Consider the following 20,720-nt stretch of genomic DNA (forward strand, 5'->3'; position numbering starts at 1 on the left):
AGTCCGCCCTGATAGGTTGCACTACGCGGACGCACTAAGGATATTAAACCACATGGATGAAGAACAGGATCCCGCCATCAGGGCGTTTTTCGGTGATTTCGTCGCCGCATTTTCGAGCTTCGATGGTGATCGGGTAGCTGAAAAATTCAGCCTTCCCTATCTGGCCAAAGGGCCCGGTGATGCATGTAAAGTTTTCAATTCAGGTTCGGCTCTGGCGGCGTATTTTCAGTCCTACCTGGATGACTATCACTCGCAAGGGTGCCGTGAATGTCACTATTCGAGTCTTTCCATAAACTGGCTGGGATCTGAATGCGCGATAGCCTCTGTAACCTGGGATCTGGTGGATACCGCCGGGACATCGGTCACGTCCTGGCCGGAATCTTACATGCTGTCCTTTGGGAGCGGTAAAGCCCTCGCCTTTGCCACCGTCGACCACGTCGAGTAACAGAACGGGAACAGATAGAGGTATACACCAATGCAATCAGACGTCGTCAATCTGGCCGAGAAGTTCAGCAAGTTTTCAGAACACTGGTCGCCACGCATCGTCGCGGAAATGAACGACTACCAGTTCAAGCTGGCTAAGTTCCTCGGCGATTTCGTATGGCATGACCATAAGGATACCGATGAGGTGTTCCTGGTGGTCAAAGGTGCAATGGGCATTGAGCTTCGAGATGGTGTTGTCCATCTGTCCGAGGGCGAAATGTATGTGGTCCCCAAAGGGGTGGAACATAGGCCCTTTGCTGAAAATGAGTGCCATGTTCTGCTGATTGAACCCCAGGGCGTCGTTAACACCGGTGATTCCGGTGGCGAGCTTCAGGCGGAGAACGATGTCTGGGTGTAGCGACCGTCCACGGAAAACTTCTGACGTCGCCCCCTACCACAAAATATAGATTGATACAGACATGAAACCAGTCATCCAGGAAGAAACAACCGGCTGTGGTATCGCCGCATGCGCGGCTCTTGCGGGCGTCAGTTATGCGGAGGCCAAACGGAAGGCGAATGCCCTGGGCATCTACGCGGCAGATACCGCGCTTTGGTCGGAAACCGGGCACGTCCGGAAACTTCTGCGGGAATTCGGTATCTCCGTGTCGCCCCGGGAAACGCCGTTCGAGTCCTGGGAGCACCTGCCGGACAGGGCGCTCATGGCCATCAAGTGGCGTATGGAACGGGGCAGGCCGTTCTGGCATTGGGTGGTGTTTGTCCGGGAAGACGGCGAGGCAACGGTGCTGGATTCCAAGAAGGCCCTGACATCAAACGTCCGCCGGGATTTCGGGCACATCAGGCCCAGATGGTACATTCAGGTGTCCAGTTAACCAGATGCAGCGATACCCCGGGCCCGGTCGTTACTCCTTGAAATAAACCACCTGATGCGTAGTGGCAAGCAACTCTCCGCCCGGGCTCCAGACTTCGGCGCTCTGGTCGAAGAACCCCTGGCCGAAGTGGTTCGCGCTGGCCACCCCCAGTACCGGGGCACTGCCGATGGACGCCAGTTGCTCGCCGCTGACATGGAAATAGGTGGTCAGGGAGACGGTGCCGATAGGTACCAGCTTTGGCCGCCGGATGTAGATGCGGGGAAAGAAGGCGTCGCACAGGGCCGACAGGGAGACGAAGTCCAGCGATCGCGCCGGCTGGTCCTGCAGCCATACCCGGCTCCGGGACGGGTACTCCGGGTGCGGTTCCTTCATCAGTTCACCATCGACGAAACGCATGTCGTAGTTCCGGGTCCACTTCGGACGACCTTCCTTGGACGCATCGGAGAGGTCGGACGCGGGCGGCACCTCCGGGAAGGCGCTCTCGGTGCTGGCCCAGGTCTCGCGCCTTCGCGCCGTTACGGCGGTAGCGAAGGCCACGGTCTCACCACCCTGCAGCATCTCCACCCACCAGTGCTGACTGTTGCGATTGGTGCGCACTGGCCGGGCGATGACCTCAAAGTCGCCATCCGCCACGGGGGCGGCGAAATTGACGGTCAGCGACACCGGTTCGCCCAGCAGTTCCTCGTGGGAGAGCACGCCGTTGAGCAACGTGGCGCCGGTGGTGCCACCAAACGGCCCGACCATGTTGGCGTAGGCCGGGCTGGTGGCGCCCTGCCAGCGCCCGGTGTCGACGGGGGTCAGGGCAACGGCCTGGTCGAGGGGATGAACGGGGGTGTTGTTGTCAGTCATGGTGGCCTCGCACACGGATTAGAGGTGGACCCGGCTGCCGGATCTTGACGGTGATAGTTGCATATACAATACTTGCAGCTACAAATACTATCCGGAGCCTCCCATGACCGTCAAATCCCCGGTATCCGACAAGGCCAAACCCCAGGGTTGCACCAACTACCGCATCAGGCAACTGATGCGGCAGGTGTCGCAGTTCTACGATGCCGAACTGGGGCAGGCCGGGCTCAAGGGCACCCAATACGCACTGATGGCCCACGTCATCCAGCTGGGCCCGGTGCGCCCGGGGGATCTTGCAAGGGCCATGAAAATGGACGCCTCCACCCTCACCCGCAACCTGAAGCCCCTGCTGGATGCCGGCTGGCTCGCCCAGTCCCCCGGCCCGGATCGCCGCAGCCGGACCATTGTCATCACCGACGACGGCCGGCAGAAGTGGCACCAGGCCAGGGAGCACTGGAAGCGGGCCCAGCAGCGCATCAACCGCATGCTGGGCGAAGAGCGGGTCATGGCGCTGCACAGCCTGATTGATGAATCACTGGACCTGCTCGCGCCCCACGAGCCAACCGGGGCAGACTCATGACCGCCTCCGCGCCGGGGACAGCCCCGCCAGCGGCCATGACACGCACCGAACAGATGCTCAGTCGTCCGGCGCTACCACTGATCCTCGCCATGGCCGCGCCCAACGCCATCGCCTTCCTGGTGCAGGGCAGTGTGAGCATGGCTGAGGTCTGGTTCATCGGGCATCTTGGCACCGCGGCACTGGCCGCCATTGCCCTGATGTTCCCGGGGTTGATGCTGATGCAGATGCTGGCCAACGGCGCGATTGGTGGGGCATTGAGCAGTTCTGTGGCCAGGGCGCTGGGCCGGGGCCGCAGGGACCAGGCAGAGGCGTTGATCTGGCATGGCGTGACTATTGCGGTGGCTGCGGGCGGTCTGTTCTGGCTGCTGTGGTGGCTTGTCGGGGCGGCCCTGCTCAATCAACTCGACGTCACCCCGGCTGTCATCAACGACGCCCTGATCTATGGCCATATCCTGTTTGGGGGCAGTGTGGCCCTGTGGCTGATGGGTATTATCGCGGCCATCTACCGGGGCATGGGGGAAATGCGCTTTCCTGCCGTGGTGATAGTGCTGGGTGCATTTGTCCAGATTCCGCTATCCGGCGCACTGATCCTGGGCTGGGCGGGCCTGCCGCAACTTGGGGTGGCGGGCGCCGCCATTTCTGTGGTGTTGACCATGGGCCTGATGGCCGCCGTGCTCCTGGTCAGGCTGGCCGGCAATGGACAGGTACTGCAACTGCGGCTGTCCAGCCTGACCCTGCAACGCGGGCTGTTTGCAGATATCTTCCGGGTCGGGGCACTGGCGTCGCTGTCTCCGGTACTCACGGTGCTGGCCATTGCCGCGGTGAACGTGATTGTCAGTGGTTTCGGCGCCGCGGCCCTGGCGGGCTATGGTATTGCCGCCCGGCTGGAGTTTCTGTTGATTCCGATGGTGTTTGGCATCGGTGCCGCCATGACGGCCATCGTCGGTACTAATATGGGCGCCGGTCAGGTGGCAAGGGCCGAGCAGGTGGGCTGGACTGGTGGCGCGCTCGCGGCAGCACTGACCGGCAGTGTCGGCCTGTTACTGGCGATAGCACCGGGACTTTGGGTTGGCCTGTTTACCGATGATCCGGAAACGTTTGCCGCCGGTGCCCGGTTCCTGCAGATTGTCGGCCCGGTGTTCCTGTTCCAGGGCCTGGGCCTAGCCCTCTACTTCGGTTCCCAGGGGGCGGGTTTTATCCAGTGGCCGGTATTCGCCGCACTGGTCCGGTTTGTGGTGGCCATTGGTGGTGCCTCGCTGGTGGCATACGGGTTCGGTTTCGGGCTGGATGCGGTCTACGCCTGTATCGCCGCCGGTATGCTGCTGTTCGGCGCCATTACGGCCAGTGCCCTGCGGCTCGGCGCCTGGCGCCGGGCGTTACCTGGCCAATGACAGCACGGGCGTGGTGGTGGCCATTGGATGGCGCGCGGCGTTGACACCCCCGGCCCATATCCTATGCTGACCCACTCGCCTTACCAATCCCGACGACCCCTCGGCACTCGACACTGAAACGGAGGTGCTGCCATGAAATACGCGTCCCTTGCCAAACCCGGCGGACTGGATCAACTCGCGGTCACCGAAGGCCCGGAACCCGGCGAACCCGGCCCCGGCGAGGTGCGGGTCCGGATTCGTGCCAGTTCCCTGAACTTCCATGATTATTCCGTGGTTGCCGGTCGCATTCCCACCGACGATGGCCGGATTCCCATGTCCGACGGCGCCGGTGTGGTGGAGGCCGTGGGTGCCGGCGTCAGCGACTTCCGGGTGGGCGATCATGTGGTGTCCACGTTTTTCCCGGAGTGGCTGAACGGGCCGGCGCCCCTCGCCGACTTCAGCACCACACCCGGCGACGGCGTCGATGGTTACGCCCGGGAACTGGTGGTCGCGCCCACCCGGGCCTTCACCCTGGCGCCGGCCGGATACTCTCACGCCGAAGCCGCCACCCTGACCACCGCGGGCCTGACCGCCTGGCGGGCGCTGGTAGTGAATGGCGGGCTCAAGGCCGGGGATACGGTGCTTACCCTGGGCACCGGTGGCGTGTCCATCTTTGCCCTGCAGTTCGCCCGGATGATGGGCGCCCGGGTGATATCGACCTCATCCTCCGATGCCAAACTCGAAAAACTGAAGACCCTGGGGGCCGACGAGACCATCAACTACAGGACTATCCCTGCCTGGGGCCAGCGGGTACTTGAACTGACCGGTGGCCGGGGTGTGGACCATGTGATTGAGGTGGGCGGCCCCGGTACCCTGCCGGAATCCATCGACGCGGTATCCATTGGCGGCCATATCTCGCTGATTGGCGTGCTCACCGGCCGGGCGGGGGAGGTTCCCACGGCAAAACTGATGGCCAAGCAGGCACGGCTGCAGGGACTGATTGTAGGCAGCCGGGCCCAGCAGCAGGACATGGTCCGCGCCCTTGAGGTGAATGACCTGCACCCGGTGATCGACCGGTCGTTTGCGCTGGAGGAGATCGCCGAGGCATTCCGCTATGAGGAGGCCGGCAGGCACTTCGGCAAAATCTGCCTGGAGATCTGATAGCCCGGCAGAGATTTACCTGTCAGCCCCGGCCCTGGGCTGGCAGGGTGCCGAACAGCCGCTGTGTCATCACCAGAGCCAGGGCAATGGCCACGCCGGAGGCTCCGAAGGCCAGCGGGAACCCGCCCAGGGACAGCAGCCCGCCGAACAGCAGGGGCGCCAGGAAGTGGATCGCCCGGTTGGCCATCAGACGCATGCCCAGGGCGCCGGAGCGTTTTTCCTTATCGACGGATTCGGCCAGGATCACCATGGACAGGGGCTGGGTCAGGCCCGAACCCAGGCCCACCAGCACGGCCAGCAGGCCGATCAGCACGATCTGCTCCGAGAAACCCAGCAGGGCAATACCGATGGCCAGGGAGCCCAGCGCCAGCAGTACCGCCGGCCCCCGGCCGCCCACCAGGGCGATCAGGCGGGCCATGAAGGGACGGATCACCATGGACACACCGGCCCGCAGGCTAACCAGTACGCCGATCACGACCGGGCTCATGGCCAGGCTTTCCAGGTAGACGGGCAGGTAGCTGCCGTATACCCCCAGGGCGAACATGCCCAACACCGTCACCAGTACCGACAGCTGCACGCCCCGGCTGGTCTGCATCAGGTGCCACTGGGCCCGGAAGCCGCTTTCCCGTCGTTCAACCACCAGACGCTCCCGGGCCTGACCGGTGAGCCACAGGCCGGCGATGGCGCTCAGGGCCGCAATCACCGCCATCGCCAGGAACACCTGACCGACGCCGTCCTGCTCCGGTAACAGCAGCCCCGCCAGCAACGGCCCCACTACCTGCCCGCCGGACAGCCAGGTGGAATACCAGCCAAAGTACTGCTCCAGCCGCGGGCCAGTGCCCAGGTTGGAAATCAGCGTCTGGGCCGACAGCACCATCTGCAGGTGGGCCAGCCCCACCAGCAACTGCCCCAGCACCAGCCCCGGGTAGCCGTACCAGAAGTGCATGGACAACAGGCCCGCCACCATCAGCCACGCCCCGGCCAACAGGGTCGCGCGACCACCATAGCGGGTGACGACACCACCCAGGGGAATGGCAAACAGCAACGGCAGCAGATACTGGGTACTCAGCACGGCACCCAGCACCAGCGGTGACGCCCCCAGCCTCAGCCCGTACACCGGCACGGCCACAATCAGCATGGAATAGACGACAAAACACAGGCCCAGGGCCAGGCAGATGACAAAGAAGTTTCTGCGGGCCTCGGCGGGGGCAACGGTCTCGGCGCTGGACGGCTTTTCTGGAGTCAACGGTCAGTCTTCGAATGTTAGCAAGATAAGGGAATAGACCATGGTAACCTGAGGCACCTGCAACGGGAAATCCGTCATTCCGCGTAAACCTAGCCTCCTGACACAAGACAGCGCCACGCTCCGGTGTCAGCCTCCGGTGATCACCCTTATCAGGAGAAGCCCCCATGAACTTCGACTACACCGACCGGGTCCGGGATCTGCAGGCGCAGGTTCAGGCGTTTATGGACGAACACATCTACCCCAATGAAGCCGCCGTATTGGAGGAAATCCGCTCACTGGGGCCCTTCAAGGTGTCCCCGAAGCTGGAGGAACTCAAGGCCATCGCCCGGGAGTCCGGGCTGTGGAATCTGTTCCTGCCGGAATCCGAGTACGGCGCCGGCCTGACCAACCTGGAGTATGCGCCCCTATGCGAGCTCATGGGTCGGGTGGCCTTTGCGCCGGAGGTGTTCAACTGCAGCGCACCGGACACCGGCAACATGGAGGTGCTGGTGCGCTATGGCACCGACCAGCAGAAGAAACAGTGGCTGGAACCCCTGCTGGAGGGGAAGACCCGCTCCTGCTTTGCCATGACCGAACCGGCGGTGGCGTCCAGCGATGCCACCAATATCCAGTCGTCCATCACCCGGGACGGGGACGAGTATGTGGTCAACGGGCACAAATGGTTCAGCTCCGGCGCCACTGATCCCCGCTGCTCCCTGTTTATCTTCATGGGCAAGAACGATCCGGACAACCCGGACCGCCACAAACAGCAGTCCATGATCATCGTGCCCCGGGATGCGGAGGGCGTGGAGATCGTGCGCCCGCTGCCGGTGTTCGGCTATGACACCCTGGACCGGGTGACGGAGGTGAAATTCAACAACGTGCGGGTTCCCGCTGCCAACATGCTGCTGGGCGAAGGCCGGGGCTTCGAGATTGCCCAAGGCCGCCTGGGGCCCGGTCGCATCCACCACTGCATGCGGCTGATCGGCCTGGCGGAACGGATGCTGGAGCAGATGTGCCAACGGACCCAGCAGCGGGTGACCTTCGGCCAGCCGGTGTCGACCCAGAGCGTGACCCTGGAGCGCATCGCCGAGTCCCGTATCGCCATCGAGCAGGCCCGGCTGCTGACCCTGAAGGCCGCCTACATGATGGATACGGTGGGCAACAAGGTGGCGAAGGCGGAGATCGCCATGATCAAGATCGCCGCCCCCAACATGGCCTGCAAGGTGATCGACTGGGTGATGCAGGCCCACGGCGGCGCCGGGGTAATCAACGATCACGGCATTGCCGCCGCCTACGCGGTTGCCCGCTTCCTGCGCATTGCCGACGGCCCGGACGAGGTCCACCGCAACCAGCTGGGGCGGATGGAGCTGAAGAAGCATCCCGTCGGGTGAGGTCAGACCTGGACATCGGCCTGCTCCACCCTCTCCCCACCCCTCTCCCTCAAGGGAGAGGGGTTTTGAATGAAACCCTGGCGCTGCCGGGTGTGACCACCTCGCCGTCGCTGTTGAGCAGGGCCACTTCCAGGGCCACTTCGCCGGTGGCCGTATCAATGTCTGTCACACGGCCGGTGGCTGTCAGGGAGTCACCCACATAACTGGCCCGGAGGTTGCGATAGGCGAACTCCGTCAGGGTGCCGCGATCCCCCAGCCACTCCAGCACCAGCTGGGTCAGGAAATCCCCCTGCAGGGGGCCGTCAATCACGATGGCGGGATGCCCTTCCTCCCCGGCGGTATACGGCAGGTCGTAGTGAATGCGGTGGGGGTTCCAGATGGCCGCGTTGTACAGGAACAGCTGCACCTCATCCGGGGCAAACGTCCGTTCGGGCAAGGTGTCGCCGGTGCGGATGCCTGACAGTTCCATGATCACCTCGCTATCCAGGTGGAGCTCTCAGTCATGACCGGTTCTCCCGCTTCGGTTTCAACACGGTTTTCCACCACCACAAAGATCAGCGGCCCCCGGGTGCCTTCCTTCTCAAACAGGTCCAGCAAGGTGTGCTGCGAGACCAGTACATCGCCCGCATGGATCCCCCGGAACCAGGACTGCTCGGATCCACCGGCCATCACCCGTTTCAGGGGCAGCTCGGGCACCAGTCCGCTGTCCGGGGGCAGGCCGTCGTGGCCAAGCCTTTCCCGGGGCAGTATCGGCGTAAACAGTCCGAACAGGAACATGGGCGGGGCTTCGTCACCCTCAATGAACTTTTGCAGACGCTGACCCGTGGCGGCGGCGTACTTCCGGATCTCCCGGCGGGTGACCTCCGCCGTCACCGGGGGCAGCTCTCTACCTATGGCCGAACGATGTTCCTGGGTCAGCAGCGCCATACCGCCGCCCTCACTTGCCCGGCCATTGGGGTTTGCGCTTCTCATTGAAGGCCGCCATGCCTTCCTTCGCGTCCTCGGTCAGGGTCATGGTGGCCAGTTGGGTTTCCGTATAGGCGATGGCCTGCTCGAAGGTCATGTCCTCGATGGCCTTGATGGCATACTTGCCTCGGCGGATGGCGGTGGGGGACTTGTCGGTGAGGCGACTGATCAGCCAGTCCACCCTGTCGTCCAGCTCCTCCGGCGCCACCACGTGGTTGAGCAGGCCATGCTGCAGGGCTTCATCGGCGGTGAAGGGCTCGCCGGTGAGGGTCCATTCCCGCAGTACCCGACGCGGTACCAGCCGCTGCATCAGGCTGAGTACCTGCATGGGGAACAGGCCCACCTTCACTTCCGGCAGACCGAACTTCACGTCGCGATGGGCCACCGCCATATCCGCCATGCACAGCAGGCCCATGCCGCCGGCCATACAGACACCGTTCACCCGGGCGATGCAGGGTGTGGTGGCATTCACTGCCAGCCGGAACAGGTCCGCGTACTCGGCATTGGGTTGTGAATAGTCAAAGGCAAAACCCTGGCCCGGCTGCAGGTCGCCACCGGCACAGAAGGCCTTTTCCCCTGCGGCGGTGAGCACGATAACGCGGATATCCGGATCTGATTCCGCCTTGAGATAGCCTTCCCGAATACGGGCGATGACCTCGTTGTTGATGGCATTGCGCTTTTCCGGCCGGTTGATGGTGATCCACAGGGCCGGGCCCTTCTGTTCCAGCAGGACGGCGTCTTGTTCAGCATTGGACATATCAGGCTCCAGGTTATTGGTCGGCTTCGGCGGGAGTGATCTCGGCAATCACCTTGCCGGCGGTGACCTGCTCGCCCTCGCTCACGGTCAGGGAGGTTAAGGTGCCGGTCACGGCCGCCGTATGGACGTGCTCCATCTTCATGGCTTCCAGCACAATCACCGCCTGTCCGGCCTCGACCTCGTCACCCTCGCTCGCATGCAGGGCGACCACGCGGCCGTTCATGGACGCCCGGATCACGCCATCCCCGGCCTCGTCACCAGCCACCGCCGCTTCGTGGGTGTGATCATCGATGCGGTAGGACTGCCCCCGATAACGCAGGTACAGCCGGTTACCGTTGCGGGTCATGACAGCCGCCTCGGACAGTCCCTGGCAGGTAAAGCGCACATCCGTGCCGTCGATGGCGTCCAGGGTCAGGTCCGTGCCCTCGCCTTCCAGGTCCACATGGAAGCCGCCGTTGCCCTGCTTGCTGACACGGGCATCGGCGGCCTCGCCGTCCACACTGAAACGGAAGATAATAGGCAGCCGGTGGGTAATCCGGCTGATGGAGCCGCCATAGCTGCCCTGGGCATCGGTGGCGTAGAGCAGTACCGCCGCCAGCACGCGGGCGCGCGTATCAGCCCCGTCGTCCCGGGCCAGCAGCTCGTCCTGGTGGTTCTCTACAAAAGCGGTGGTGGCTTCCCCCTGCACAAAGGTGGGATGTTCCAGGCACGCCCGCAGGAACGCCTGGTTGGTTTCCACGCCCAGGGCGGTGGCATCCTCCAGGGCGCTCACCAGCCGGCGACGGGCTTCCTCCCGGTCGGCGCCGGTGCTGATCAGCTTGGCGATCATGGAATCATAGAATGGCGGAATGTCCGAGCCGGATTCCACCGCATCCTCCACCCGCAGCGTGGCGGGCATCTGCCACAGGGCCATGGTGCCGCTCTGGGGCATGAACCCTTCGCTGGGGCTTTCCGCACACAGGCGTACCTCGATGGAGTGGCCTCGCAGCACGATGTCATCCTGGGTCAGCGGCAGGGGCTGACCGGCGGCCACCCGCAGTTGCAGTTCCACCAGGTCCAGCCCGGTGATGGATTCGGTGACCGGGTGCTCCACCTGCAGGCGGGTGTTCATTTCCATGAAATAGAACTCGCCGTCCTGGTCCAGCAGGAATTCCAGGGTGCCGGCGCCTTCGTAGTGGATGGCTTTTACCGCCGTCACGGCGGTCTCCCCCATACGGGCCCGCAATTCCGGTGACACCGCCGGCGACGGTGCCTCCTCCACCACCTTCTGGTGACGTCGCTGGATCGAGCAGTCACGCTCGCCGATGTAGACGGCATTGCCGTAGCGGTCCGCCATCACCTGGATCTCGATATGGCGGGGGTTGATGATGGCGCGCTCGAGGATCACCTCCGGGTCGCCGAAGGCGCTCTCCGCCTCCGAGCGGGCACTGCGCAGGGCGGCGGGGAAATCCTCCGCCTTTTCCACCAGCCGCATACCCCGGCCGCCACCGCCGGCGGTTGCCTTGATCATGATCGGAAAGCCCACCTCATCGGCCTCACGGATCAGCCGGTCCTCATCCTGGTCCTCGCCCTGATAACCGGGTACGCAGGGTACGCCGGCGTTCATCATCAGCTGTTTGGCGCCAGCCTTGTGGCCCATGGCCTCGATGGATTCCCCGGACGGCCCGACGAAAACGATGCCCGCCTCTTTGCAGGCCCTCGGCAGTTCCGGGTTTTCTGCCAGGAAGCCATAACCCGGGTGGATGGCGTCGGCGCCACTCAAGCGGGCGGCCTCGATAATGCGGTCAATGCGCAGGTAGGATTCGGCGGGCAGGTCGCCACCAATGGCCACAGCCTGATCCGCCGCCCGCACGTGGCGGGCGTTACGGTCAGCGGAGGAATAGACCGCCACGGTGCGATAACCCAGTTCACGGGCAGAGCGGATCACCCGCAGGGCGATCTCGCCCCGGTTGGCCACCAGCACCTTGCTGAAGGGAGTCGGTTGGTTCGCTGTTGTGTTACTCATAGTGTGCAGACACCGTTCTCAATTCCTGGGATGGCCGGTGGTCGCCGGCCCCGTTTCGTCTAGTCGCATGCCCAGGAGTCTGTGCGGTAGAAATCGCGCCGCGCAGACTCCTAGGGCCGGGCCACCCCGAACTGCATGGCGTGGGGTTCGCGGCGTTCCGCATCCCGGCACACCGACAGTACATAGGCCAGCACCGAGCGGGTTTCCCGGGGATCGATGACGCCGTCGTCCAGAAGTCGGGCGCTGGTGGTGAACACGTCCATCTGGCTCTCGAAGGTGTCGATGATCTTCTTCTCCATGGCCGCCAGCCGGTCGTGGTCCACTTCACCGGTCTTGCGCATCATCGCCGCCTCGGTGACGTTGGTCATGGTCTTCGCCGCCTGCTCGGCGCCCATCACGGCGGTCTTGGCGTTGGGCCAGGAGAAACAGAACCGGGGCGCGAACCCCCGGCCGCACATGCCGTAGTTCCCCGCCCCGAAAGACGCCCCACAGTAGATGGTCACCTGGGGTACGGTGGCGTTGGTCACCGCCTGGATCATCTTGGAGCCGTGCTTGATGATGCCGGCCTGCTCGTACTCCTTGCCCACCATGAAACCGGTGGTGTTGTTCAGGTACAGGATCGGCGTCTGGGACTGGCAGCAGGCCTGGATGAAATGGGTGGCCTTGGTGGCACCGGCCGGATCGATGGGGCCGTTGTTGGTGATGATGCCCACCGGCAGGCCCTCAATCTTCGCGTGGCCACACACGGTGGAGGAACCGTAGTTGGCACCGAATTCCAGGAAGTAGGAGTCGTCCACAATGCGGGCGATCACCTCCTTCATGTCCACCGGGCGCTTGTAGTCCATGGGCATGATGCCCAGCAGTTCCTCCTGATTGTAACGGGGCGGCTGGAAGCTACGGGATCCCTGTGGAGGCAGGTCGCCGTCCCAGTCCAGTTGGGCCACCACTTCCCGCACCATGCGCAGGGCGTCGCGGTCGTCTTCCGCCAGGTAGTCCCCCAGCCCGGAGATACTGGTGTGCATCTCGGCACCGCCCAGTTCCTCCTCGGTGGCGATCTCGCCGGTGGCGGCCTTCAGCAGCGGCGGCCCCGCCAGGAACGCCCGGGAACGGTCCCGCACCATGATGATGTAGTCCGACAGGCCGGTCTGGTAGGCGCCACCGGCGGTGGAAGAGCCGTGGGTGACGGTCACCACCGGCAGGCCCGCGGCGGACAGACGGGTCAGGTTGGCGAACAGGGTGCCGCCATGGATGAACTGGTCCACCTTGTAGTTGAGCAGGTTGGCGCCGGCGCTTTCCACCAGTTGCACATAGGGCAGCTTGTTCTTCAGGGCCAGTTCCTGCACCCGCAGCTGTTTTTCCAGGCCCATGGCCTGCAGGGCGCCGGCGTCGATGCCCGAGTCATTGGCGGAGATCATCACCCGCACGCCGGACACATAACCGATGCCGGCCACCACACCACCGCCAGGCACGCTCTTGTCCGGGTCCGGGTTGTCCAGGCCATATCCAGCCAGGGTGGACAGTTCCAGGAACGGCGCGCCCGGGTCCAGCACCAGGGCAAGGCGCTCCCGGGGCAGCAACTGGCCCCGCTTCTCGAAGCGCTCCTTGGAGGCCTCGGACTTGGCACGGGTACGGTTCTCCAGTTCGCGGATACGATCCAGCAGGGTGCTCATGCCCTGCTGGTTCTCACGAAAGGCATCGCTGCCGGCGGATATCTTGGACTCGATGACGGCCATAGGATTGGTGTTCCAGTGTCGTGGATTTCTTCTTTCAACATAAATTTGATCAAGCGATTGGTCAATACTAGAATCAGAAAAAAACCAACGATGGAAACCGCCCTATGATCAAGCTGTACCACTGCGCGAGTGCCCGCTCCTTCCGCGCCCTCTGGGCCCTGGAGGAACTGGGCCTGGACTACGAGCTGCACATGCTGCCCTTCCCGCCCCGGGTGTTCAAAAAGGACTACCTGGACATCAACCCCCTGGGCACCATTCCCGCCATGTTCGATGGCAATACCTTCATGACGGAGTCGTCCGCCATCGCCCAGTACCTGACGGACCGTTACGGCAATGGCCGCCTGGGGGTGCCGGTGGACGATCCACGCTACGGCAGCTACCTGAACTGGCTGCATTTCGGGGAAGCCACCCTGACCTTTCCCCAGACGCTGGTGCTGCGCTATACGCGACTGGAGCCGGAGGAACGGCGGTTGCCCCAGGTAGCGGAGGACTACAAAAAGTGGTTCCTGGGTCGCCTGCGGGCAGTGGAGGCTTCACTGGAAAAGACCTCGCCCTGGATTCTCGGGGATACCTTCACCGCCGCCGATATCTCGGTGGCCTATGCCCTGATGCTGGCGGAAAACCTGAACATGGATGAGGAATTCGGCTCCAACACCCGGGCCTACTGGCAGCGCATCCAGCAGCGGGATGCCTTCAAGAGGGCGTTGGAGAGCCAGGAGGAAGCGGCAACAGCACAGGGTATTGCCTGAATGCCGGGGCGAAGCATCGCCCCGGGTTCACGTCAGCGGGGTATCAGGCGGGAGCGGCGGTCGGTTCCAGTTCCGCCAGGAATTCGAGGATGGCATCGTTGAAGGCATCGTTCTGGTCGCCGGACACCATATGCCCCGCACCGCCAACATCCATGGCCCGGCCATTGGGCATCAGCTCCAGGAAGTCCTTCACGCCTTCATCACTGACCACATCACTCATCTTGCCACGGACCAGCAGCGTGGGAGCCTGAAGCTGCCTGGCGGCCGTGCGCAGGCGCTCAACATTCTTTGACGACCCCGGCGTCCGGTCGCCGCCCATGAAGGCCGGATCCCAGTGCCAGTACAGGCGATTGTCCTCACCCACCCTGAGGTTCTTGCGCAGACCTTCGCCGGAGCCGGAACTGGGCTTGCGGTGAGGGTTGTAGGCGCTCACGGCGGCGACCACCTCTTCAATCGAGTCGAAACCGTCCAGGTGTGCCAGCATGAAATCCCGTATCCGCTGGATGCCGGCCTTCTCGGCCTGGGGCACGATATCCACCAGCACCAGCCCCCTGACGTCGAGGTCCGGGCTCTCACCGGCCGCCAGCAGTGAGCTGATGCCGCCGAGGGAGGCGCCCACCAGTACGGGTGGCTGAGACAGATCCGCCAGGATGCCATGGACATCTTCTACAAAGCGGTCGATGGTGTAGTCCCCCTCCGGGCACCACTCACTCTCGCCGTGGCCGCGCATGTCCACGTTGATCGCCCGGTAGCCGTTACCCGCCAGGATGCGGGTCAGTTCACCCCAGGAATGGCGGGTCTGGCCGCCACCGTGCAGCAGGACAACGGGCTGATCATCCGGGTCGCCCGCCACATCGGCAGCCAGCTTCAGCCCCGAGGCGCCGTTCAGGTAAAGTCGTTCCATTGTGGTTCTCCGGTATGGCTCTCCATGCGGTCGTTAGCCGACATGGGGTCATCAACATAGGCGCGCTTATCGAGCGCTTGCTATCAATGTGCTGATGATGCCCCAAGTGCGCCCGGAAATTCCAGTTAGTTTTGCAACTATCTGTTTCTGATCCGTACCCGGCGGTATCAGACCAGCCCCCAGTCGCGGGCCTGTTGGGCTGGCACTGGAATCTCCAGTTCAAGCAGTACCTGGGAATAGGTTTTACCCTGGGGATCCATATGGAGCGAACTGACGCCGCCGCCATCCAGGGACTCCGCCAGCAGGAAATTGATGCCATGGATACCCGGCAACGGATAGGCGGTGACTTCTCCCTGGGTGAGCCCGCTGAAGCAGGCCTTGACCCGCTCTGGCGTCAGGGCGGCCCGGATCACGTCAAAGTAACGGGCGTCGCGGGCGATCACGCCGATATTGGCGTAGTTGCCCTTGTCACCGCTGCGGGCCACTGCCAGGTCCATCAGCGGAACCGATAGGGTGCCTTCTTCCGGCAACGCCGGTGCTTCATGAGAGTCCGCTGGTTGCGGCTGCCCCTGCCCTTTCAGGCAGGCCTGTGGCAGGTGGACCGGTTCGCCCCCCACTTTCACCGTTACCGGCACCTGATCCTTGTCGATCAGGCCTGAGAACAGGCTGACCACGGGGCTGGGGCGTGGACGGCCCGGCGTCACCCCGGTAACCGCCGGCGACATGGACAGGGCCGCGCCCACAAATTCCTTGGAGAAGAGTTCGACGCCTTCCTTGCGCGGGTGATGCACGCCCAGGCGTAACACCACCTCCCGGGCCTGCCGGGCTTCGGGCCGGGCGTGGTCGCCGAACATGGATTCCGCGCCGATCACCTGCAGATCGGACTTGCTGAACGGTGGCAGTCCTTCCTCCTCCAGCATGGCGGCGGCACGGTTGCGGATGGCCTCCCCCATGCGCCGGGCCTTGGCCGCGGCCTCCCGTCCGACAATCACGAAACTGCCAATGCAGGTGAAACCGCCCATATTGGTGGCGCTGACCTTGTACTGGCCTGTGGGCTCCCGGCCCCGGGCGCCCCGGATCAGCACCCGGTTATCGCCGGCCTGTTTCATGGTGACCCGGGTGAAATCACAGATCACATCCGGCAGCACGTAGCTGTGGGCGTCGCCAATCTCGTACAGCATCTGCTCGCCGGCGGTGAGGACCGACACCAGCCCGCCGGTCTCCGGGGGCTTGGTCAGCACGAAACTGCCATCCGCCGACACTTCCGCAATGGGGAAACCGGTGTTCTCCCAGCCGGCCTCGGTATCGTGCCAGTCGGTGAAGTTGCCGCCACTGGTCTGGGCACCGCATTCGATCAGGTGGCCCACCAGGCCGCCAGCAGCCAGGCGATCGTAGTCTTCCGGCTGCCATCCGAATTCATGGATCAGCGGCCCTACCGCCAGGGCGCTGTCCACACAGCGACCAGTCACCACGATATCGGCACCGGCATCCAGCGCCGCGGCAATGGGGAAGGCTCCCAGATAGGCATTGACGCTCATGACCTTGTCGGGCATGGCGGCACCGGTTTCCATTTCCCGTAGGTCTTTCTCCCGCAGTTCCTCGGCCCGGTCGAGCAGGTTATCCCCCTCCACCGTACCAATCTTCAGGGTGACGCCGGCCTCTTCCGCCACCGCTTCCAGCGCTTTGCGACAGGCCTCCAGGTTAACCCCTCCGGCATTGGCGATGACCTTGATGCGCTTGTCGGCAATGTCCTTCATCCAGGGTTTCATGACCCGGTCGATGAAGTCGGTGGCATAGCCCCCCTCCGGGTCCTTGGAACGGGCCTTGGCGAGAATCGACATGGTGATCTCGGCAAGATAGTCGAGCATCAGGTAGTCGATATCACCGTGCTGGATCAGTTGCTTCGGCCCCAGGGCGGTATCGCCCCAGTAGCCCGAGGCACCGCCGATTTTTATAACCTTGTCCGTCATGAAAGACTCCGCTGGATGATTCGATTCTGCTACAGGCCAAGCTGCCGCGTGGCCAGGTCGCGCATGATTTCCTCGGCACCGCCGCCAATGGCATTGACCCGCACTTCCCGGTAGATGCGCTCGGATTTGGGGCCACGCAGGTAACCGGCACCGCCCAGGGTCTGCACCGCTTCCCGGGCACAGTACTCCATGGTAAGGGTGCTCTGGTTCTTGAGCAGGCAGACATCCGCCACCGGGTTATCCCCCTGCTCGATGCGCCAGGCCAGCTTTTCCAGGTAGGCCTGGCTGGCCTCGATCTTCATGACCATATCCGCCAGCTTGTGGCGCACCACCTGGTGTTCGATCAGTGCCTGGCCGAAGGTCTGGCGCTGGCGGGCGTATTCCACCACCTCGTCATAGCAGGCCCGGGCAAACCCGATGCAGCCGGCGGCCATGAAGATGCGCTCGAAGTTGAAGTTGTTCATGATCATCTTCGAGCCCTGATTCTCCTCCCCCAGCAGGTTGCCTGCCGGTACCCGACAGTCGTCGAAGTAGAGGGTGGCCGTATCCGAACACCACCAGCCCATCTTGCGGTCCAGGGGGGTACGGGTGAAGCCCGGGGTGTCCCGGTCGATGACCAGCAGGGAGATGCCCTTGTGGCCCGCCTCGCCGGTGCGCACCGCCACCGTGTAGGTGTCCGCCCGCATGCCGGAGGTGATAAAGGTCTTGGAGCCGTTGACGACGTAATGGTCACCGTCCCGTTTCGCCGTGGTCTTCAGGGCCGCCACATCGGAACCGCCGCCGGGCTCTGTGATGGCCAAGGCGCTGATGGCCTCGCCGGCGTAGATGGGCGGCAGCACCCGCTGCTTGAGGTCTTCGGAGCCGTACTTCACGATCGGGGGCGTGCCGATACCGTGGCTCATCAGGCTGGCGGACAGCCCCCCACAACCGGCTCGCGCCAGTTCCTGGGCGGCAATGATCATGTAGAACAGGTCCGCCTCGACACCACCGTATTCCTCCGGATAGCCCAGGGGGATCAGGCCGATGTCCGCGGCCTTTTTGTAGAGTTCCCTGGGAAAGGTGCCGGCCTCATCCCATTCAGTCACCCAGGGCTCGATCTCGTTGCGGACAAAGGCACGGACCGAGTCCCGGAAGGCCTCGTGCTCGGCGGTGTAAAACGGACTGCTGTTGGACATGGATCTTCCTCGGTTGTCGCGGTTCGGGTGGTTACTGATACTGTTTGCGCAGTTCCCGCTTGAGCACCTTGCCGGTGGCGGTACGGGGCAGTTCGTCCAGCACCACCAGGTGTTTCGGGACCTTGAAGCGGGCCAGGTGTTCGCCGCAGTAGGACTGGATCTCCTCCAGGGTGGGATCGTCGCCCTCCTCCGGCACGATCAGTGCCATGGGCACCTCGCCCCATTTCTCATCCGGCACACCGATCACCGCCACGTCCCGTACTTTCGGGTGGCGATAGAGCACCTGCTCCACCTGGGTGGGATAGACGTTCTCGCCGCCGGAGATGAGCATGTCCTTCTTGCGGTCGACGATGTAGTAGAAGCCCTCGTCGTCCTGGCGGGCCAGGTCACCACTGTGGAACCAGCCGTTGCGCCAGTCCTCGGCGGTGGCGTCGGGACGGTTCCAGTATTCCCGGAACATGCTGGGTCCACGCAGCACCAGTTCGCCGGTTTCCCCCGGCGCCACGTCGTTGTCGTTCTCGTCCACGATGCGCATCTGCACATGGATCAGCGGTTTGCCCACGGAGCCGTTCTTGCGTACGGCGTTTTCATTGTTGAGCACACAGGCGGAGGCGCAGGTCTCGGTCATGCCAAAACCTTCCAGGAACTGGAAGCCCCGCTTCTGGAAGAACTCGATCACCGGGATGGGACAGGGCGCACCGCCGGACAGCAGCACCTTGAGGTGTGAAAGGTCGTAGTCGTCGAAAGCCTTGTGCTGGCTGAGCATCAGCCACATGGCCGGCAGCACGAACAGGGTGGTGATGCGCTCACGCTCCAGTGCCTTGAGCAGGGTGTCCGGCTCAAACTGGGGCTGCAACACGATGCGGGCCCCGCAATACAGCATTGGCAGCGTGTAAATGGCCAGCCCGCCGATATGGAACAGCGGCGCCACGGTCAGGGTGCTGTCGTCGGTATTGAAGGCCAACGGGCTCATCTGAGTGTTGATGGCAATCCAGGTGGGATTGGCGTGGGTCAGCAGGGCGCCCTTGGGTTTCCCGGTGGTGCCGGAGGTGTACATCATCATCAGCGGGTCGTCCTGGCCCACCAGGGCATCCGGGTCGGTGGTGTCCGCGGCCGCCAGGCTCTCTCGGTAATCGGGATCACCATCGGCACCCGTCACGCCGTCACCGCACTCGCCGTTAACGGCAATGGCATGCTTCAGGGTGGTGGTGCCGCGGATCGGCTCCAGCAGCGGCAGCAGGCGGGCGTGGTAGACAATCACCGACGCCTCGGCATCGTTGATGATGAATTCCAGTTCCTTCGGACTGAGCCGGAAGTTCAGCGGTACCGCAATGGCCCCCAGCTTGGCGCAGGCAAAGAAGACTTCCAGGAAGGCCGTGCTGTTGATCATCAGCAGCGCCACCCGGCTGCCCTTGGTGACGCCCTTTGCCGACAGCAGGTTGGCGGCACGGTTCACCCGCACATCGAGATCGGCATAGGTGACCCGGTCGTCGCCATAGATCAGGGCTTCGGTGTCGGGGCGGTACCAGGCGTGGTAGCGCAGCCAGTCACCAATGCCACCCAGGTAGTGGGAGGTGAGGCTGGGGTCGTTCTGTTGGTCTTGTTGTGAACTCATGGTGCACCTCTGATCGTCGTGTGAGCAGCCGGGGTGTGCCGTCAGACCATAGCAGTCGTCTGCCATGGCCTCTTGTGTGAACTGGCTGCCAGTGTCCGGCAGGCGCTGGCGGCAGAGGCCGGCTCCTGGACATGGATTTGAAGCCGGCGGGAACCACTGACGATTTCCCGGGGCGGCAACCCATAGATCCTGCGGATGGAATGGCTGAAATGGGTCGAATCCGGGTAGCCGGTTTCCAGGGCGATATCGGTCAGCGTGGCGGAAGACCGTACGTGGTAGAGCAGACGGCGGGCCCGGCGCCAGGCCCGGTACTTGCGCAGGCAGATACCGGTCTGTTCCTTGAACAGGTGCAGGAAGCGGGACTGGGACAGCCCCTCTTCCCTGGCCAGGGCCGCGGCACTGCGGCTATCGTCGCTGTGGTGGCACAAGTGGTCCACTACCCGGCCGACCCGCGGGTCCAGGTCACCGGGAGGCAGGCGCCGACCGAACAGCAGATTATCGAACGCCCCATCCCCCAGCCGGGTATCGGGTGAAAGCCGGCGAAAATGCCTGACCCCTTGCAGGATACGGTTACGCAAGGCCGTCGCGTCTTCCTTCAGGCGCTGACGGATATGGGAGCCGACGGCATCAATGTCGGTGTATTCCGGCTCCACCATGATGATGGCCAGCTGTCGGTCCCGGGTGCGGACCCTGTGGGGCGTATAGGGAGGCACCCAGCAGACCAGGTGTCGCTGCCACCCATTCCCGAGGTCCACCTCCATCGGGGTCTGCTCGGCCACGTAAAGGGTCGCGCAACCGAAGTTGCGCAGCCCGGGTCTGCCCAACAGGCCGAAATAAAACACCCGGTGATCGCTGATCAGCATCACCCGGGGCGAGTCACCCAGTCGGGATTCCGTGGTCCGGGCGGGGGTAAAACTCATTGCGTTACCCTCCTGTCTGTTGTTTTCCAAAGACTAG

20 protein-coding genes are annotated in these 20,720 nt (G+C 63.6%); 8 read left to right on the forward strand and 12 right to left on the reverse strand.

Annotated features, from left to right (window positions below; all coding sequences use genetic code 11):
- Nucleotides 1-52 precede the first annotated feature (52 nt).
- From ACJO3T_RS03565 to ACJO3T_RS03575, 3 genes are all read left to right on the forward strand, one after another.
- Nucleotides 53-445 carry a DUF6841 family protein gene (locus ACJO3T_RS03565; protein WP_406977796.1) on the forward strand — a complete coding sequence of 131 codons (393 nt, stop codon included), beginning with the start codon at nt 53-55 and terminating at the stop codon, nt 443-445.
- Nucleotides 446-475: 30 nt separating this feature from the next.
- Complete coding sequence (locus ACJO3T_RS03570; RefSeq protein WP_406966062.1) at nt 476-841, forward strand: cupin domain-containing protein; 366 nt, start codon at nt 476-478, stop codon at nt 839-841.
- Nucleotides 842-902: 61 nt separating this feature from the next.
- A complete protein-coding gene (locus tag ACJO3T_RS03575) occupies nt 903-1,313 on the forward strand; it encodes a hypothetical protein (protein WP_406977798.1) in 411 nt (136 codons plus the stop codon).
- A gap of 30 nt (nt 1,314-1,343) precedes the next feature.
- Here the strand turns inward: ACJO3T_RS03575 and ACJO3T_RS03580 are convergent, their stop codons facing one another.
- Nucleotides 1,344-2,162: an acyl-CoA thioesterase gene (locus tag ACJO3T_RS03580; protein WP_406977800.1), complete on the reverse strand. Its 819-nt coding sequence runs from the start codon at nt 2,160-2,162 to the stop codon at nt 1,344-1,346.
- Between the two features lie 103 nt (nt 2,163-2,265).
- On the opposite strand from ACJO3T_RS03580, the gene ACJO3T_RS03585 reads away from it, so the two are divergent.
- The 3 genes from ACJO3T_RS03585 (at nt 2,266) to ACJO3T_RS03595 (ending at nt 5,270) form a co-directional block, all read left to right on the forward strand.
- Nucleotides 2,266-2,739: a MarR family winged helix-turn-helix transcriptional regulator gene (locus ACJO3T_RS03585; protein WP_406977802.1), complete on the forward strand. Its 474-nt coding sequence runs from the start codon at nt 2,266-2,268 to the stop codon at nt 2,737-2,739.
- Nucleotides 2,736-4,130 carry an MATE family efflux transporter gene (locus ACJO3T_RS03590; protein WP_406977804.1) on the forward strand — a complete coding sequence of 465 codons (1,395 nt, stop codon included), beginning with the start codon at nt 2,736-2,738 and terminating at the stop codon, nt 4,128-4,130. Before ACJO3T_RS03585 ends, ACJO3T_RS03590 begins: the two co-directional genes overlap by 4 nt.
- 132 nt (nt 4,131-4,262) lie before the next feature.
- Entirely contained in the window at nt 4,263-5,270 is a 1,008-nt protein-coding gene (locus ACJO3T_RS03595; RefSeq protein WP_406977806.1) for a zinc-dependent alcohol dehydrogenase family protein, read from the forward strand.
- A 22-nt stretch (nt 5,271-5,292) separates the two neighbouring features.
- Here the strand turns inward: ACJO3T_RS03595 and ACJO3T_RS03600 are convergent, their stop codons facing one another.
- The gene (locus ACJO3T_RS03600; protein WP_406977808.1) at nt 5,293-6,516 is read right to left on the reverse strand and encodes an MFS transporter; all 1,224 of its coding nucleotides are present in this window, start codon (nt 6,514-6,516) and stop codon (nt 5,293-5,295) included.
- A gap of 164 nt (nt 6,517-6,680) precedes the next feature.
- Between ACJO3T_RS03600 and ACJO3T_RS03605 the strand changes: the two genes are divergently transcribed.
- Nucleotides 6,681-7,889, forward strand: coding sequence for an acyl-CoA dehydrogenase family protein (locus ACJO3T_RS03605; protein WP_406977809.1), 1,209 nt, complete (start codon nt 6,681-6,683; stop codon nt 7,887-7,889).
- A 49-nt stretch (nt 7,890-7,938) separates the two neighbouring features.
- On the opposite strand, the gene ACJO3T_RS03610 is transcribed toward ACJO3T_RS03605, so the two are convergent.
- From ACJO3T_RS03610 to ACJO3T_RS03630, 5 genes are all read right to left on the reverse strand, one after another.
- Nucleotides 7,939-8,358, reverse strand: a complete 420-nt coding sequence (locus ACJO3T_RS03610; protein ID WP_406977810.1) for a hotdog family protein — start codon at nt 8,356-8,358, stop codon at nt 7,939-7,941.
- A gap of 2 nt (nt 8,359-8,360) precedes the next feature.
- A complete protein-coding gene (locus ACJO3T_RS03615) occupies nt 8,361-8,861 on the reverse strand; it encodes an FAS1-like dehydratase domain-containing protein (protein WP_406977811.1) in 501 nt (166 codons plus the stop codon).
- Nucleotides 8,827-9,612, reverse strand: a complete 786-nt coding sequence (locus ACJO3T_RS03620; protein ID WP_406966050.1) for an enoyl-CoA hydratase/isomerase family protein — start codon at nt 9,610-9,612, stop codon at nt 8,827-8,829. Before ACJO3T_RS03620 ends, ACJO3T_RS03615 begins: the two co-directional genes overlap by 35 nt.
- A 13-nt stretch (nt 9,613-9,625) precedes the next feature.
- Nucleotides 9,626-11,617: an acetyl/propionyl/methylcrotonyl-CoA carboxylase subunit alpha gene (locus ACJO3T_RS03625; RefSeq protein ID WP_406977812.1), complete on the reverse strand. Its 1,992-nt coding sequence runs from the start codon at nt 11,615-11,617 to the stop codon at nt 9,626-9,628.
- Nucleotides 11,618-11,727: 110 nt separating this feature from the next.
- Entirely contained in the window at nt 11,728-13,350 is a 1,623-nt protein-coding gene (locus ACJO3T_RS03630; protein ID WP_406977813.1) for an acyl-CoA carboxylase subunit beta, read from the reverse strand.
- 104 nt (nt 13,351-13,454) lie between these two features.
- Between ACJO3T_RS03630 and ACJO3T_RS03635 the strand changes: the two genes are divergently transcribed.
- A complete protein-coding gene (locus tag ACJO3T_RS03635) occupies nt 13,455-14,099 on the forward strand; it encodes a glutathione S-transferase family protein (protein ID WP_406977814.1) in 645 nt (214 codons plus the stop codon).
- Between the two features lie 43 nt (nt 14,100-14,142).
- Here ACJO3T_RS03635 and ACJO3T_RS03640 read toward each other — a convergent pair whose 3' ends face one another.
- The 5 genes from ACJO3T_RS03640 to ACJO3T_RS03660 all read right to left on the reverse strand — a co-directional run bounded on the left by ACJO3T_RS03640 (nt 14,143) and on the right by ACJO3T_RS03660 (nt 20,683).
- On the reverse strand, nt 14,143-15,003 hold the full coding sequence (locus ACJO3T_RS03640; protein WP_406977816.1) for an alpha/beta fold hydrolase: 861 nt from the start codon (nt 15,001-15,003) through the stop codon (nt 14,143-14,145).
- A 167-nt stretch (nt 15,004-15,170) separates the two neighbouring features.
- Nucleotides 15,171-16,973, reverse strand: coding sequence for an acyclic terpene utilization AtuA family protein (locus ACJO3T_RS03645; RefSeq protein WP_406977818.1), 1,803 nt, complete (start codon nt 16,971-16,973; stop codon nt 15,171-15,173).
- Nucleotides 16,974-17,002: 29 nt separating this feature from the next.
- The gene (locus tag ACJO3T_RS03650) at nt 17,003-18,148 is read right to left on the reverse strand and encodes an acyl-CoA dehydrogenase family protein (RefSeq protein ID WP_406977819.1); all 1,146 of its coding nucleotides are present in this window, start codon (nt 18,146-18,148) and stop codon (nt 17,003-17,005) included.
- Between the two features lie 31 nt (nt 18,149-18,179).
- Nucleotides 18,180-19,763, reverse strand: coding sequence for an o-succinylbenzoate--CoA ligase (gene menE / locus ACJO3T_RS03655; RefSeq protein WP_406977820.1), 1,584 nt, complete (start codon nt 19,761-19,763; stop codon nt 18,180-18,182).
- Between the two features lie 41 nt (nt 19,764-19,804).
- A complete protein-coding gene (locus tag ACJO3T_RS03660; RefSeq protein ID WP_406977821.1) occupies nt 19,805-20,683 on the reverse strand; it encodes an AraC family transcriptional regulator in 879 nt (292 codons plus the stop codon).
- Nucleotides 20,684-20,720 lie beyond the last annotated feature (37 nt).

This window comes from Marinobacter shunpengi (assembly GCF_045449715.1).
GTDB lineage: Bacteria > Pseudomonadota > Gammaproteobacteria > Pseudomonadales > Oleiphilaceae > Marinobacter.

What these genes read in the sequence shown, in the direction of transcription:
- ACJO3T_RS03630 (WP_406977813.1), bottom strand. Translation starts at nt 13,350, where the DNA reads ATGGCCGTCATCGAGTCCAAGATATCCGCCGGCAGCGATGCCTTTCGT.
- ACJO3T_RS03590 (WP_406977804.1), top strand. Translation starts at nt 2,736, where the DNA reads ATGACCGCCTCCGCGCCGGGGACAGCCCCGCCAGCGGCCATGACACGC.
- menE (WP_406977820.1), bottom strand. Translation starts at nt 19,763, where the DNA reads ATGAGTTCACAACAAGACCAACAGAACGACCCCAGCCTCACCTCCCAC.
- ACJO3T_RS03625 (WP_406977812.1), bottom strand. Translation starts at nt 11,617, where the DNA reads ATGAGTAACACAACAGCGAACCAACCGACTCCCTTCAGCAAGGTGCTG.
- ACJO3T_RS03575 (WP_406977798.1), top strand. Translation starts at nt 903, where the DNA reads ATGAAACCAGTCATCCAGGAAGAAACAACCGGCTGTGGTATCGCCGCA.
- ACJO3T_RS03580 (WP_406977800.1), bottom strand. Translation starts at nt 2,162, where the DNA reads ATGACTGACAACAACACCCCCGTTCATCCCCTCGACCAGGCCGTTGCC.
- ACJO3T_RS03650 (WP_406977819.1), bottom strand. Translation starts at nt 18,148, where the DNA reads ATGTCCAACAGCAGTCCGTTTTACACCGCCGAGCACGAGGCCTTCCGG.
- ACJO3T_RS03635 (WP_406977814.1), top strand. Translation starts at nt 13,455, where the DNA reads ATGATCAAGCTGTACCACTGCGCGAGTGCCCGCTCCTTCCGCGCCCTC.
- ACJO3T_RS03610 (WP_406977810.1), bottom strand. Translation starts at nt 8,358, where the DNA reads ATGGAACTGTCAGGCATCCGCACCGGCGACACCTTGCCCGAACGGACG.
- ACJO3T_RS03620 (WP_406966050.1), bottom strand. Translation starts at nt 9,612, where the DNA reads ATGTCCAATGCTGAACAAGACGCCGTCCTGCTGGAACAGAAGGGCCCG.
- ACJO3T_RS03645 (WP_406977818.1), bottom strand. Translation starts at nt 16,973, where the DNA reads ATGACGGACAAGGTTATAAAAATCGGCGGTGCCTCGGGCTACTGGGGC.
- ACJO3T_RS03640 (WP_406977816.1), bottom strand. Translation starts at nt 15,003, where the DNA reads ATGGAACGACTTTACCTGAACGGCGCCTCGGGGCTGAAGCTGGCTGCC.
- ACJO3T_RS03595 (WP_406977806.1), top strand. Translation starts at nt 4,263, where the DNA reads ATGAAATACGCGTCCCTTGCCAAACCCGGCGGACTGGATCAACTCGCG.
- ACJO3T_RS03605 (WP_406977809.1), top strand. Translation starts at nt 6,681, where the DNA reads ATGAACTTCGACTACACCGACCGGGTCCGGGATCTGCAGGCGCAGGTT.
- ACJO3T_RS03565 (WP_406977796.1), top strand. Translation starts at nt 53, where the DNA reads ATGGATGAAGAACAGGATCCCGCCATCAGGGCGTTTTTCGGTGATTTC.
- ACJO3T_RS03615 (WP_406977811.1), bottom strand. Translation starts at nt 8,861, where the DNA reads ATGAGAAGCGCAAACCCCAATGGCCGGGCAAGTGAGGGCGGCGGTATG.
- ACJO3T_RS03585 (WP_406977802.1), top strand. Translation starts at nt 2,266, where the DNA reads ATGACCGTCAAATCCCCGGTATCCGACAAGGCCAAACCCCAGGGTTGC.
- ACJO3T_RS03570 (WP_406966062.1), top strand. Translation starts at nt 476, where the DNA reads ATGCAATCAGACGTCGTCAATCTGGCCGAGAAGTTCAGCAAGTTTTCA.
- ACJO3T_RS03660 (WP_406977821.1), bottom strand. Translation starts at nt 20,683, where the DNA reads ATGAGTTTTACCCCCGCCCGGACCACGGAATCCCGACTGGGTGACTCG.